This window comes from Flagellimonas marina, assembly GCF_042651185.1.
Taxonomy (GTDB): domain Bacteria; phylum Bacteroidota; class Bacteroidia; order Flavobacteriales; family Flavobacteriaceae; genus Flagellimonas; species Flagellimonas marina.
The window spans coordinates 411,275-425,319 of sequence record NZ_JBHSCL010000007.1; the positions used below are offsets into that span (position 1 = coordinate 411,275).

The 14,045-nt window shown below is 41.5% G+C and carries 11 protein-coding genes; 3 read left to right on the plus strand and 8 right to left on the minus strand.

Going from position 1 to position 14,045, the window contains the following annotated elements; all coding sequences use genetic code 11:
* Positions 1–47: 47 nt before the first annotated feature.
* Entirely contained in the window at positions 48–2,168 is a 2,121-nt protein-coding gene (locus ACFOWS_RS13065) for a peptidylprolyl isomerase (RefSeq protein WP_379765202.1), read from the plus strand.
* Between the two features lie 82 nt (positions 2,169–2,250).
* Here ACFOWS_RS13065 and ACFOWS_RS13070 read toward each other — a convergent pair whose 3' ends face one another.
* The 5 genes from ACFOWS_RS13070 to ACFOWS_RS13090 form a co-directional block, all read right to left on the minus strand.
* Complete coding sequence (locus tag ACFOWS_RS13070; protein ID WP_379765205.1) at positions 2,251–2,823, minus strand: hypothetical protein; 573 nt, start codon at positions 2,821–2,823, stop codon at positions 2,251–2,253.
* Between the two features lie 130 nt (positions 2,824–2,953).
* Complete coding sequence (locus tag ACFOWS_RS13075) at positions 2,954–3,325, minus strand: lipocalin family protein (RefSeq protein WP_379765208.1); 372 nt, start codon at positions 3,323–3,325, stop codon at positions 2,954–2,956.
* Positions 3,326–3,420: 95 nt separating this feature from the next.
* Positions 3,421–4,155: a subclass B1 metallo-beta-lactamase gene (bla, locus tag ACFOWS_RS13080; RefSeq protein WP_379765210.1), complete on the minus strand. Its 735-nt coding sequence runs from the start codon at positions 4,153–4,155 to the stop codon at positions 3,421–3,423.
* 32 nt (positions 4,156–4,187) lie between these two features.
* Positions 4,188–5,096: a GYDIA family GHMP kinase gene (locus ACFOWS_RS13085; protein WP_379765213.1), complete on the minus strand. Its 909-nt coding sequence runs from the start codon at positions 5,094–5,096 to the stop codon at positions 4,188–4,190.
* A complete protein-coding gene (locus ACFOWS_RS13090; protein WP_379765216.1) occupies positions 5,096–6,412 on the minus strand; it encodes a hydroxymethylglutaryl-CoA reductase, degradative in 1,317 nt (438 codons plus the stop codon). Before ACFOWS_RS13090 ends, ACFOWS_RS13085 begins: the two co-directional genes overlap by 1 nt.
* A gap of 175 nt (positions 6,413–6,587) precedes the next feature.
* On the opposite strand from ACFOWS_RS13090, the gene ACFOWS_RS13095 reads away from it, so the two are divergent.
* Entirely contained in the window at positions 6,588–8,747 is a 2,160-nt protein-coding gene (locus tag ACFOWS_RS13095) for a S9 family peptidase (RefSeq protein ID WP_379765219.1), read from the plus strand.
* 15 nt (positions 8,748–8,762) lie between these two features.
* The gene (locus tag ACFOWS_RS13100) at positions 8,763–10,295 is read left to right on the plus strand and encodes a peptide MFS transporter (RefSeq protein ID WP_379765222.1); all 1,533 of its coding nucleotides are present in this window, start codon (positions 8,763–8,765) and stop codon (positions 10,293–10,295) included.
* Here the strand turns inward: ACFOWS_RS13100 and ACFOWS_RS13105 are convergent.
* From ACFOWS_RS13105 to lpxB, 3 genes are read right to left on the minus strand one after another with little or no spacing between them, the layout of a single operon-like run.
* Positions 10,292–12,355, minus strand: coding sequence for a ComEC/Rec2 family competence protein (locus tag ACFOWS_RS13105; RefSeq protein WP_379765225.1), 2,064 nt, complete (start codon positions 12,353–12,355; stop codon positions 10,292–10,294). The genes ACFOWS_RS13100 and ACFOWS_RS13105 overlap by 4 nt on opposite strands.
* Positions 12,316–12,900 carry a C40 family peptidase gene (locus ACFOWS_RS13110; RefSeq protein ID WP_379765228.1) on the minus strand — a complete coding sequence of 195 codons (585 nt, stop codon included), beginning with the start codon at positions 12,898–12,900 and terminating at the stop codon, positions 12,316–12,318. The genes ACFOWS_RS13105 and ACFOWS_RS13110 overlap by 40 nt, the downstream gene beginning before the upstream one ends.
* A complete protein-coding gene (gene lpxB, locus ACFOWS_RS13115) occupies positions 12,893–14,005 on the minus strand; it encodes a lipid-A-disaccharide synthase (RefSeq protein WP_379765231.1) in 1,113 nt (370 codons plus the stop codon). The genes ACFOWS_RS13110 and lpxB overlap by 8 nt, the downstream gene beginning before the upstream one ends.
* Positions 14,006–14,045: the final 40 nt, after the last annotated feature.

Sequence of the window (14,045 nt, forward strand, 5' to 3'; positions counted from 1 at the left end):
GAAAGTGGTATTTTCGCCCACTGAAATTAAAGTAAACAAGCAGTAAAATGGCAATATTAGAGAATATTAGAAAACGGACAACCATCCTGATCTTGATCATTGGTATGGCCTTGTTCGCATTTGTAATATCAGGGGTCTTTACCAGCAATGATTTTGCTGGGGGCAAAGTGGGCTCCGAAGTGGCTGAGATTAATGGGGAGAGTATTTCCATTGACGCGTTTAGAAGGGAAGTGGAAACCGCCTCAAGAAGGTTCGGTCCCAACTTTTCTTCAACACAATTGGTAAACACCGTTTACGACCAAGAAGTACGAAAGGCTATCTTAAACCAACAATTTGAGGATTTGGGTATTGATGTGGAAAGCGATCAGATTATTGAGTTTGTAAGAACTTCGGGATACGCGCAGATTCCAGATTTTTTGGATGAGAATGGAATTTTCAACGAGGAGGTATTTAAAAGTGCCATTGCGGATTGGAGGGCCAATGACCCACTTCGTTATGATGCTTGGTTGCAAGACGAGAAATCAATCATTCAAGCCGCCAAAGAACGTATGTACTTCAATTTGATCAAGGGAGGCGTTGGTGCTACCTTGGCCGAAGGTGAGTTCGATTACCAATTGGCCAATAGAAAAGTGGACATCCAGTACGTTCGGGTTCCGTATTCTTCAATTCCCGATAGTACCATTCAAGTTTCAAAAAGTGAGATTCAGGCCTATATCAGCAATCACCAAGATCAATTCCAACAGGAAAAAGCACGGGACATCCGTTTCGTTTATTTTGAAGAAAAACCTTCCGCTGAGGATGAAAAAGCGGTCAAGGATGCCATCACTGCTCTGTTGAGCGACACTGTTGAATACTCAGAGGAAAGGGACGCTACAGATACAATACCTGGGTTTAGGAATACCACCGATATGGTCGCTTTCTTGGATCGGAACTCAGATACCAAGTTTGATACCATATACAAAGCCAAAAACGATTTACCTTCCGTAGCAGCCGATACTTTGATGAGTATGTCTGTTGGTGAAATTTATGGTCCATATAAGGATGGTGATTTCTACCGCGTTTCCAAGATTATGGATAAGAAAACCAATGGAACCGTAAAAGCAAGTCATATTTTGATTACTTGGGAAGGTGCAGAACGTGCCAACCCTAGTATTACAAGAACCAAGGAAGAAGCCGAGGCAAGGGCAAAAGAGCTTTTGGTCGAAGCCAAAAAAGAAGGAACTGTCTTTACTACCTTGGCCCGTGAAAATTCTGATGGGCCTTCTGCGCCACGTGGAGGGGATTTGGGTTATTTCCAAGAAGGGGTGATGGCTGATGAATTCAACGATTTTTGTTTTAATAACCCAGTAGGTGCCATTGACTTGGTGGAAACACAGTTTGGGTATCACATTATTAAGGTTGATGATAAGCAAGACGTGATTCAGGTAGCTACACTTTCAAGAGAAATTGAACCATCTGAAGAAACCATCAATACCTTGTTCACCGATGCCACTAAATTGGAAATGGCCACCATGGATGCCGAACCTGAAAATTTTGGTGACATTGCAAGGGAGAGTAGTTATACGGTACGTCCTGTGAACAAAATCAAAGAGATGGAAGAAAACCTTCCTGGTTTGGGATCACAGCGCAGTATTGTGCAATGGGCTTTTAATGATGATACCAATGTGGGGGATATCAGACGTTTTAATGTAAACAACGGATACGCCATTGTACAATTGACCAAAAAGTACAAAAAAGGCCTTATGACCCCTGAAGATGCTTCTGCAACCGCATTGCCAGAAATCAGGAAGAAACGTAAAGCAGAACAGATTATAGCAGCCAATCAAGGAAAAGCCATGGATGCTTTTGCTTCCGATAACAATGTAAGCTTGAACAATGCCTCGGCTTTGACCATAAAAGCGCCTACCATTCCCGGTGCTGGAAGGGAGCCTTTGGTAGTTGGAAGGGCATTTGCCTTGGACCAAGACCAAACCTCTAACCTAATTGAAGGCGTAACAGGGGTGTTTATGATAAAGGTAACGAACAAGGAAGATGCACCGAGCATTGAAAACTTTAGCACCTATGCTAACAACTTAAGAAGTTCAGCGGCCAACCGTGTAAATGGTGCCGTTTATAATGCTCTCAAAGAAAAGGCTGAGATTGAAGATAAAAGAGCAACGTTCTATTAGACTTTAATAGAAGAATGATTTAAAAAAGCGGGATTTCCTTGGAAATCCCGCTTTTTTTGTGGTTAAGTTTATGGGTATTGCGTTATAATCTGTCTGGTTCATCCCACTTCATTTTATAACAAATGGAGACGATTTTACCTTCTGTATTTGTGGTAACCTTAAAACCTTGTTTGGTCCGGAAGTACGCATCCCGGAGAAAATACCAGCTGCCATCTTTGAAAAAATATTCCCTTTTATCAATCTTCCAATCGGCCACGGGATAGAGAATGTCCAACACATCTTCAAAAATGGGGGCAGTTTCTGGGTTTAGCATAAAGTCTTCCCTAATGAGGCTCAAGAAATTATCCAGGGATGTATTGTTATTGATATGCTGAAAATGAATGATTTCTTCGCCAGTGTCCAAAACGATGAATTTATCCTCACGGCTTCTATCATTACGGTAAGTGTTCAAAGTTTTCCGGTTAATGCAATAGACATTGTATTTTAAGACTTTTCCAATGTCCTCAGAATCAATACATTCTATTGTGGTGACAAAACTTTCTTCCAAGAATGCTTCTATTCGGTGTTGGGCCTGTTCATTGGTTTGCGTAAATGCTTGGAAACATAATAGTAGGGAACAGAATGAAGTGGCCAAGTCGGCATGTAAGGAAGACATATCTCATGTATTTTTGATACACTCCCAAATCTAACAGATGAGCATGAGGAATTTGGCCCGCAATTGACGAAACCCCCATTTGGATTTATGAAAACCCTAACATTACCATTTAAAACTTGAAATTGAGACGTTACGGGGACTCCACTTTTTCCAAATAGACCCGCATTACATCTTTTTCTATGACCAATTCTTTTTGGGTCAATTGTATAATTGTAAAAGCTCCAAGTTCGTCGTTGTTGTCTCTTTCCGATTGCAGCATGAGGGTATTGGATTTTGCATCAATTTTCCATGTACCGGATTTATTAGGGCTTTTCCCAATCCCTCCTCCTTCCAACACTCCATTTTCATGAAAATGGAGGTATTTGTTTCTTTCGGTTTGTGAAGCTTCGTTGGATTTTTCAATTTTATATATTTCCCAATACCCTATTATTTTTTTTGTTTTCTGATTATCTGTAAAGCTGAATGAAATAAAAATGGCAAGGACGAATGGTAGTGTTCTCATGAATACATGCTTTTTTCAAAAGTAACGGATAATAAAGGTAAATGGATAGCTATTTGATTCAAAACCCATTTTTTGAGTCATGGATGCGGTTTTTATCAATGCTCTCCAAAAAGGGTAATGGTAAAGTCGAACAAATCTGTTGCTCCGGCTTTTCCGTGCCCGGGAACAACCACTGAAATTTCTGGATACTTGGATTTTAATTTGGATACGGTTTTGGGCCACTCAGCAATATTGGCATCCCCAAGATATCCTTTTCCGGCACCTAGCGATTTTATCAAACACCCCCCAAATAAAACTTGATCTAAGGGGAAATAACCAATGCTGTTGTCTATGGTGTGTCCTTCTCCCAAGTAATCCAAGATGACCGTTTCGTTTCCAACAGATAGTTCCAATTGGTTTGTAAAACCATGCTGGGGAATGGGAGTATTGTTCAATGCCGCAAGCTCCAAAGTCTTACTATAGGCATATGACGGGATATCTCTATTGTGGAAAGCTTGCAATCCACCCAAACAATCCGTGTGGAAATGGGTGGGTACAACGGCCTTTATGGTGCATTTCAATTCATTTTGAATCCATTGCATCAATTCCTCAGACTCCGCATCTGTATTTGGGGTATCAAATATAATAGCTTCGCCATCGGAGATTACGATCATGCCATTGCAGGGTACCTTGCCAAAACTTTCTGTTTGTAAATAGGTAATGTGTTGAAATGTATGTTCGGTAAGTTGGTTAATTTTTAAGGTCTCTGTTTCATAGCTCACAGGAGATTTTCTGGTGTTACAACTCAAGAGAACTAGAAGAGATATCAGATAGGCAAAATTTTTTTTCATGTGAAGTTAGATATTTTGGGCATGTTTCATTCTTACAATAGCATTTCTGAAAATGCAATTACGGTTTTATATCCCTTAGACTTAAAATAATCCGGGGTTTGATCATTTCCAGTGGCCAAAATAAAATCTCCGCCCCACGCTCCAAGACTTTTGATGCTGCCCGAATAATCTGGAAAAAGTCTGGATTTTATTGTTGGAGTTTGAAGTACCTCGGACATGATGGTCTCATGCTGTGCAATGACCAATTCAAATTCATTCAATGATGTCGCGTTAATCATCTGTTGAGTCAACAGAGAAATGCTATGGATAAGCTTACCTCTGTTAAATTGCTGTTCTTTATAGGCAGCTATGGCTTCCCTGCTACTTTGCTTTTCGTTGAGGTGCACAAAATAAAGCGATTCCTTAAAAGAAGGTGAAAACACAACCGTATTGACTTTTGGAACACCATCTTGGATTTGATAAGTGATGGGAGAATTGTGTTGCGCACATGCAATGTCGTATCCACTGCCGCCAAAAGCATTCCAAAGCAATTGGTACGCATCCACTTGGGCCCATTGTGCTATGTTGTTGATCAAGGTTGATGAAGTACCCAGCCCCCAAGAACGTGGAAATCCCAAATGCGTTTCCACTTTAAAGCCAGCACGGTTGGATAGAAAGTCAGGATTCTGATTTCTGGCTTCTGTCAGAAGTTGAATCAAGGTTAGAGCTACCTTCTCATCTGAAGCAGTTCGTATTCCGAAACTTTTCAGGTCAAATTCCGCTTGGAACCAAATTTCCTTCTTTGTATCAAAACTCGTCCACTTTAAAACCTCCGCATCCAATTCAGAAACCTTCAGGAATTGTCCTTGTTTTGTGGGAATTGCCAGGCCTAATGCCCCGTCCAAGATTGCATATTCCCCAGAGAGCAGTAGTTTTCCGTTGCTGTAAAACTCCTTTTCCATTATTGGGACTGAATCTTTTCCAAAGCTTCTTTTACCGAAGCATTCGTGACAACATGGTGTTTAAAATACTCTACTAGTTGTTGTTTTTCAACTTCGGTGGCGCCCATTTGATTGAGCATGTTCAACAAGTGCATCTTCATGTGCCCTTTTTGGATTCCCGTTGTGACCAAGGATCGCACTGCTGCAAAATTCTGGGCAAGCCCTGCCACGGCAACAATTTCCATAAGCGCTTTAGCCGATGGATTTTGAAGGATTTCCAAGGCAAGCTTCACCAAGGGATGCAAGGTGGTCAGCCCGCCAACAGTGCCAAGTGCCAAGGGTATTTCAATCCAAAACTTAAAGGTATCTCCCTCAACCGTAGCGTGCGTCAAACTAGAGTAACGACCATCTTTCGCGGCATAGGCATGTACCCCGGCCTCCACCGCCCTAAAATCATTTCCAGTAGCCAAGACCACGGCGTCCACACCGTTCATGATTCCTTTATTGTGTGTTACGGCCCGATGCGGTTCCAAATTGGCAATGTTTATGGCCCGTATGAACTTGTTGGCGAATTCCTTGGCCAGCGTAGGGTCAGCATCCAATTGTGAAACAGGGCAACTTACTTCGGCTCTGGCCAAACAATTGGGCACATAGTTGGATAGAATACTCATCACCACTTCCAAATTTTTTTCATCTTCAGAAAAGGCATCATATTGCTGTGCCTGCTCCTTTAACGTCTTGGCAAACTGCTCCAAACATGAATTGATAAAATTGGCTCCCATGGCATCTAAGGTCTCAAAAGTGCAATGGAGTTGGTAATACCCTTCCATTTGGTCGCTTAGATTTCTTAACTCAATTTTCCTGATGCCCCCACCTCGCTTTTCCATGTTTTTGGTAATAGAAGAGACACTCTTATGTAGTTTGGGCTTTAATTCTTCAAAAAAGGATTGAAGGGCCTGATAATTTCCCCTATACATAAAATGCACCTGTCCCACTTTCTCGGTTCCTAAAATCTCCGTTTTAAATCCACCCCGGGTTAACCAAAATTTGGCAGCCTTACTGGCGGCAGCCACAACGGAACTTTCCTCTATGGCCATGGGAATGGCATATAGCTTTTCATTGATCAAAAAATTAGGGGCAATGGCAAAAGGAAGATAATAGTTGGTAAGCGTATTTTCTATGAACTCATCATGCAGTTTCTGCATTTTTGGATTGGTGTTCCAGTACTGCTCCAAAATGGCTTTAGAGGCCTTGGGGTCCTTGGTATAGTGCTCAGCGATCCAATTTATCTTTTCGGCTTTGGAACGTTTCGAGAATCCTTCAACAGGAGTGTTCATAGTGTTGGGTTAAAGGCATCAAATATAAATATAATAGAACTTTGGCTTATACTATGTATACCTAATGGTGAACAAACGTAGTTCAGATAGGTGATTATTGTTGTAAATGCAACACCAAAATTTATTTTTTGGATAAATATTAGTAAACTTGGGAGTTTTTAATAAATTTTCACACATGAGAAAACAGTTCCTCCTGTTTGTATCTGTGTTCGGATTTCTTGCCATTTCCACCGCACAGAAGAAAAAAATTACCCTTGAGGAAATTTGGGGCGGCGAATTCAGAACCGAACGCATGGATGTACTCCGTTCCCTGAAAAATGGAAAGCAATACACCATCCTTAATTTTTCCCGGTCGCCACAGAACAGCAGCTTGGATAAATATGATTATGAAACCTTGGAAAAGGTAGAGACTATTGTTTCCTCTGGTGGAAGTGTTCCCTACTTTACATCGTATACCTTTAGTGATGATGAATCCAAAGTATTGTTGACCACTGAGGTTGAGCCCATTTTTAGACGCTCTCGATTGGGCATATACTACGTATATGATATCAATGCAAAAAACCTGACTCAGATTTCCGAAACCAAGATTCAAGAGCCCCTGCTCTCGCCTAATGGGAAGCAAGTTGCCTATGTCTTGAACAATAATTTATATGTGTTTGATGTAGCCTCGAAGTCTACAAAACAGTTGACGCTTGATGGCAACAAAGGAACCATAATCAATGGGGTTACGGATTGGGTCTACGAAGAGGAATTTGGTTTTGTCCGTGCTTTTGAATGGAACAGTGACGGTACCAAAATAGCCTTCCTTAAATTTGATGAGACCGAAGTACCCCACTTTTCCATGGATGTTTACGGGACCAACCTTTATCCCTATCAGCATGAATTTAAGTACCCCAAGGCAGGTGAAGCCAATTCCAAGGTCACACTTCATTTATTGGATGTCGCTTCAGGCTCCATTACTCCGGTTGATTTGGGCGAACCCTACTACATTCCAAGAATTAAATGGATGAACAACCCAAACCATTTGAGTGTCCAGACCTTGAATCGTCATCAAAATAATTTAAAGTTGTTGGATGTAAATGCCAAGGATAATTCGGTTTCAATACTGCTCGAAGAAACAGATGATGCTTACGTAGACATTGATGACGACCTTACCTTTTTGGCAGATGACAGTTTTATCTGGACCAGCGAAGCTGATGGATTCAACCATTTGTATCTCCATGGAAAGGACGGAAAACTGAAAAACCAGATTACCGAAGGATCGTGGGAAGTCACCCATTATTATGGGTACGATGCTTCCAACGATAGAATCTATTACCAGTCGGTAGAAAACGGGTCTATTAATAGGGATGTGTACAGCATTTCAACAAAGGGTAAGAAGAAAAAGCGACTTTCAACGAAAGAGGGTACCAATACCGCGGATTTTAGTGCCGATTATACCTATTACATCAATACTTATTCAAGTGCAGGAACGCCTTTTGAGTTTACCTTGCACAAAGCTTCGGATGGAAAGTTGGTAAAAGCCATTAAAGACAATTCTGCTCTTCTGACCAAATTGCAGCAGTACGAGTTTGTTCCAAAGGAATTTTCTACCATCAACATTAATGGCTATGACCTGAACATGTGGATGATTAAACCTGCAAATTTTGATCCCAACAAAGAATACCCGCTTTTCATGTTCCAATACAGCGGGCCTGGCTCACAATCTGTGGCCAATACCTGGTTGGGCAGCAATGATTATTGGCATCAACTCCTGGCATCCGAAGGGTACGTTGTGGCCTGTGTGGATGGTAGGGGAACTGGTTTTAAAGGAAGAGACTTTAAAAAACTGACCCAAAAAGAATTGGGCAAGTACGAAGTGGAGGACCAAATTGCCGCGGCTAAAAAATTGAGCGAACTCCCCTATATTGATGAAGACCGCACCGGCATTTGGGGGTGGAGCTATGGCGGATTTATGTCCACCAACTGTATCCTAAAAGGGAATGATGTTTTTGAAATGGCCATTGCTGTGGCACCTGTGACCTCATGGCGATTTTACGACACCATTTATACCGAACGATACATGCAGACCCCACAGGAAAACCCCAGTGGATATGATGATAATTCTCCTTTTAATTATCCAGAACTGTTAAAAGGGGATTATTTATTGGTGCATGGTTCCGGGGATGACAATGTCCATGTGCAGAACACCATGCGCATGATCGAAGCCTTGGTACAGGCCAATAAACCATTTGATTGGGCAATTTACCCCGATAAGAACCATGGAATATACGGCGGCAATACACGGCTGCATTTGTTCACCAAGATGACCAACTTCGTCAAAGAGAATTTATAACCAAACAGAAGATATATGTCGGATTTAACCAAACCAGCCAATGAAAAGACCCTTTTTGGGCATCCTATTGGCCTTTTTTACCTGTTTTTTGCTGAGCTCTGGGAACGATTCAGTTTTTATGGAATGCGGGCCTTGCTCACCTTATATATGGTCAATGTCATTTTCGAGGCATTGTCTACTAGAGATTACGCAGCCGCAGCGGTATATGCATCGTATGGATCATTGGTATATGCTTCTACCGTTATTGGAGGTAAAATTTCGGATTCCATTCTAGGGATGCGGGCCTCCATTTTTTTAGGAGGTGTTTTAATGGCTTTGGGACATTTTGTATTGGCCATTGAAAATGATGTGGCTTTCTTTCTGGCCTTGGCCTTTATTATTGTTGGGAATGGGTTTTTTAAACCGAACATTTCAACATTTGTTGGAACGTTATATGAAGATGGTGATGCCAAGAAAGACTCTGGTTTCACCATTTTTTATATGGGGATAAATATTGGAGGTGCCATTGCACCCTTACTATGTGGATGGCTGGGAGCCACCTACGGGTGGCATTACGGTTTCGGCTTGGCCGGAATTGGTATGTTGACGGGGTTGCTGTTCTTTTGGAGCGGAATAAAAAAGAATGTTTTTGGAGAAGGAGGTAGGCCGCCGAGTATGGAAGTGTATGAAAAAAAGATTTTCGGAATTCCACAGAAGCACTTTATCCCTGCTGTAGCGTTTCTTTCTGCTCCTTTGATTGCTTTTCTATTGTGTTCCTATAAATCGTTGGGTGGAGAAGGTTCCCTTTTTGAAGATCAGAACATCGTAAATGTATTGTTCAAATTAATTGGTATAGCCATTTTGGTCTATATGGGCACCATTATGGTCAAGGCAACGGCTGATGAACGTAAAAAGTTGTTCATGGCGTTGTTGATTACGTTTTTCATGACCATTTTCTGGGGATTCCATGAACTTCATGGTAGTGTGATTACGCTTTTCGCGGCACGAAACGTAAATCTTTCCATTATCAATGCCAGTCAGACCAATGCTTTGAATTCAATTTTTATTGTATTGCTGTCCATTCCTATTTCTGTGATGTGGACCTATTTGGCAAAGAAGAAACTCAATCCAAGAACGCCCTATAAATTTGGAATGGGGCTCGTGCTTGCAGGCTTGGCTTTTTATGTGGTCTCTTTGAGTGGGGGCAGTGCCGATGAAAACGGAATGGTGCCATTTTCATACTTGTTGGCATTGTACTTCTTAATTTCGGTAGGGGAATTGTTCATGTCGCCAGTAGGACTTTCCAAAATAACGGACCTTTCACCAAAACGGATTGTAGCCTTTATGATGGGGGTTTGGTTCCTGTCATCTTCCTATGCTTTTCAGATTGTAGGGTTTATATCCAAACAATTGGCCATAGAAAGCACCGATAAAAATGTAGGTGGTTTGGAAACCCTTTCTGTCTACCTGGATGGTTTTGCACTCATTGCCAAATACTCGTTGGTCGCAGGAGTCGTAGTCTTGATTTTTGCACCATTGATGAAACGATTGATGGGCAACGTCCATTAAGGATTTACCAAATCAAAAGCATAATATCCCTTTTCGCCCGTATAGTGGAAAGGGATTTCTTTTTGGGCACACGTTATTCCCCAATGCTCTATTATGCTTCTATAGTTGCTACCATCGGCCAGTACTATTTTCGGTTTAATGGAATCCAATACCCTTTCCAAATTAATTTTTGGGGATTGGGTAAGTAGTAGAAAATCCAACTCTTTGTTTAAAGGGTAGAATCCAAAACTATCCATCACATACAACTTTCTTTGGTTGATGAAGTAGCTATTTTGACGTTGTTTTTTGGTGATTTGTTGAATGCGCTCCGCCACAGCAAAATCATTCACAATTCTGTCCACACTGGCGGTGTCTTGTGCAAATACATTCAAATCATTACCAGTTTGATGCAGCAAAATGGTGTTTCGCGATTTGTGTGCCAAGATGAGACTTTCTTTGGTTTGGAGTTGAAATTGGCTCCAAATGGCCCAACCTTGCAGTGCTATAATTCCTGAGAACAATGCCAAGGCAGTTTTTCGCTTCGGGTGGGATAGAAATACCACTAAGGAAATAATCATGATGTACCCCAAAACCAGTTGAACGGAATCAAAAGGAATGTCTTTGATGATAAAGCCTTCCTGCTTTGCCACCCAATTGACAACGGCGTTCATCGTTCGAATGACCCTATTATAAATAACGACCAAAAATTCTGGGAGCTGATTTACCAAGGACAATGTTATAATCAAGATGCCCATGCTCAAAATCAATCCCAAAAAAGGAATGATCAAAAGATTCGATATAAAAAACAGAGCTGGAAACTGATGAAAATAAAACAAACTGATTGGCAAAACACCCAATTGCGCTGCAACGCTCACGGATAATAATTGCCAGGTTTTCCGAACAACCAAATTTTCAGGAAACCAAAACTTCTGCAATTTCGGGTAAACCCAAACAATGGCAAAAACAGCGGCGTAACTCATTTGAAACCCAACCTGAAATAAAAACAAGGGCTTTATCAAAAGAATAAACAACATGGACAATGCAATGATATTGAATGAATTGGTGGGTCGATTCAAGTACATGGCATAGGCCAAAAACGTAAACATGGTCACTGCCCGGACTATGGATGGCGATAATCCTGCCACAAAAGCATAGGCCCAAAGCAAGAGCACCACCAGCAATAGTTTTAGGGTCTTTCCCTTCGAGAAACGCTCCAAGGGCGACAATAAGAACTGTAGGAGCAAGAGTAAAATCCCAACATGAAGCCCAGATACGGCCAAAATATGGACAGCACCTGCGTTTTTGTAGTCGTTATAGGTACTTTCCGAAATATCATCGCGTTGGCCCAACAACAAGGCTTGAATAACGCTCAGTTCCTCGGCGCCGAATGATTCTTTTTTCAATTTTGAGATAATGTGCTCTCGAGTATTTGAAGCCAATCCCAAAAGGGTGGTTGACGGATTATCAACACGTAAAATAGCATTGTGTGTCGCCCTAATTTGGTGATAAATGGCTTGTTTCCGCAAATAATCTTTATAATCAAATTGATATGGATTCAGTGGAGGATTGATAGCTTCGGTAGTGGAAAGCACAAAGATTTCATCATCCACACTCAATTTTGAGGAAGTTGAGTCAACCGGAAGATTGAGTAGTATTTTTCCAACAACTTCTTCTTCATCCAAAGAAATGACTTGGGTAACATAACGTTGAGAATAGGGATTTGGTTTTAAAATCTCCCTCACCTTTAGATGCCACATGTTTTCTTTTTCAAAATTGTGGTGGGCATAATGATTTCCTAAGCTTTTGCCCATAGCGATGGAAATCACAAAAATCCCCAAAGAAATTGTGGTGAGGGCAGTCGCGATTTCAAAATAGGGTAATTTTTTTCGGGACTGCCTTTTTTGCAACCCATAAAGCACCGGTAAAAACACGAGCATCGCCAGCAACGGGAAAAACGGAGCGACCTCGATATAAAAACCCAAAATAATGCCTACCATCAAGCCCAAGCAGAGCTTAACGGATACAAAATTGAACAAACGCACTAAAGGATACGCATGGCCTTCACAAAGGAATAGTTCCAATATCCCTCCCGTAATGAGGATACCAAAACGCCCCTGGAGGTTGTGGCATGTATAAATTTAACATCGTCCCCTTCCACTTCCACGACCAACCCCACATGGTTGACGCGCTTTCCGCTTTTGCCGGTCTTAAAATAAAGGAGGTCTCCTTTTTGTACTTCATCCACCCTGATTCGCTGGCCTTCTTCGGCCATTTGGTAGGAAACCCGAGGAAATAGAATATCGTTTTCCCGTAGGGAAACATAGACCAATCCGGAACAATCCATGCCTTTTTTGGTGGTGCCCCCATATTTGTAACGTGTTCCAGAATAGCCCATAGCGGTAGAAATTATGGCCTCAGCCTTAGCATTGACCGGTTCTTCTTCTCTGGATTCTAGGGGGATAGTGTCATTGGTTGACCCCTCTACCGTAACGGTTCGGGTCTTGCTGTAGGTTCGTTTTCTCTTGCCAGGACCGCAGGCTACCACGACAAGAAAAAGTAGTAAGAAAATGGTTTTACGTAACATCCAAGAAATTGTATTACTTTCTTGGAGGCTAAATCTAAGCATTTTCAACGATTAATCGGGCGGCCAATTGACTGGCGCCTTTACCGCCCAATTTCTCTTTTAGGATTTTATAGTCTTCCAAGATGCGTTTGCGCTCCTCACCCTCAACAATTTTAGAAAGTTCTTTTTTGAGATTTTTTGAAGTTAATTCATTTTGAATCAGTTCTTTGACAACTTCTTTTTTCATGATAAGATTTACTAGGGAAATAAAATCAAGGGTGATGATTCGCTTTGCAATTTGGTACGAAATCCAGTTGCCTTTATAACACACCACTTGAGGGATTTCAAAGAGGGCCGTCTCCAAAGTGGCTGTTCCACTGGTGACCAATGCGGCGTGGGAATGTTTTAAAAGGGAGTAGGTTTTGTTGGAAACGTAGCCTACTTTGTTCCCTTTTAAAAAGGGAGCATAGAATTCATCGGGAAGGCTAGGGGCTCCTGCAATTACAAATTGATAGTCTACAAAGTCCCCTTTTATGGACAGCATTACATCCAGCATTTTTTGGACTTCTTGTCTTCGGCTTCCGGGAAGCAAGGCAATAATGGGTTTGTATGCATCCAAATCATTTTCATTTCTAAAAGTAGCTTCGTCAACTATTGGAGTGTTTTCGATGGCATCAATAAGCGGATGTCCCACAAATTGAACTGGATAGCCATGCTTTTTTTCGTAAAACTCCTTCTCAAAAGGAAGAATGACATACATGGCATCAATATCCCGTTTTATTTTGTTTATTCTCCCTTCTCGTGAGGCCCAAATTTGGGGAGAAATGTAGTAGTTGGTCCTAAATCCATTTGCCTTGGCCCATTTGGCAATGCGTAGGTTAAAGCCGGAAAAATCAATAAAAATGACCACATCTGGATTGAACTTTTTAATATCCTCCTTGCAAAATGAAATGTTTTTGAAGATAGTGGGAATGTTGGCAATCACCTCCAAAAACCCCATAAATGCCATGTCTTTGTAATGCTTAGCCAATTGCCCCCCGGCCTGCTGCATGAAGTCACCACCCCAGCAACGTATTTCCGCTGAGGGGTCCTCTTTTTTAAGACCCTTGATGAGGTTGGAACCGTGCAGGTCGCCAGAAGCTTCGCCGGCAATGATGTAGTATTTCATACAGAAATCTCAAGTTTCAAGTACAAGTTCAAGTATCAAG

Bases quoted from the DNA above. Each gene is read 5' to 3' on its own strand.
- ACFOWS_RS13095 (WP_379765219.1), top strand. From the start codon at position 6,588: ATGAGAAAACAGTTCCTCCTGTTTGTATCTGTGTTCGGATTTCTTGCC.
- ACFOWS_RS13085 (WP_379765213.1), bottom strand. From the start codon at position 5,096: ATGGAAAAGGAGTTTTACAGCAACGGAAAACTACTGCTCTCTGGGGAA.
- ACFOWS_RS13110 (WP_379765228.1), bottom strand. From the start codon at position 12,900: ATGCTTAGATTTAGCCTCCAAGAAAGTAATACAATTTCTTGGATGTTA.
- lpxB (WP_379765231.1), bottom strand. From the start codon at position 14,005: ATGAAATACTACATCATTGCCGGCGAAGCTTCTGGCGACCTGCACGGT.
- ACFOWS_RS13065 (WP_379765202.1), top strand. From the start codon at position 48: ATGGCAATATTAGAGAATATTAGAAAACGGACAACCATCCTGATCTTG.
- ACFOWS_RS13075 (WP_379765208.1), bottom strand. From the start codon at position 3,325: ATGAGAACACTACCATTCGTCCTTGCCATTTTTATTTCATTCAGCTTT.
- ACFOWS_RS13100 (WP_379765222.1), top strand. From the start codon at position 8,763: ATGTCGGATTTAACCAAACCAGCCAATGAAAAGACCCTTTTTGGGCAT.
- ACFOWS_RS13070 (WP_379765205.1), bottom strand. From the start codon at position 2,823: ATGTCTTCCTTACATGCCGACTTGGCCACTTCATTCTGTTCCCTACTA.
- ACFOWS_RS13090 (WP_379765216.1), bottom strand. From the start codon at position 6,412: ATGAACACTCCTGTTGAAGGATTCTCGAAACGTTCCAAAGCCGAAAAG.
- bla (WP_379765210.1), bottom strand. From the start codon at position 4,155: ATGAAAAAAAATTTTGCCTATCTGATATCTCTTCTAGTTCTCTTGAGT.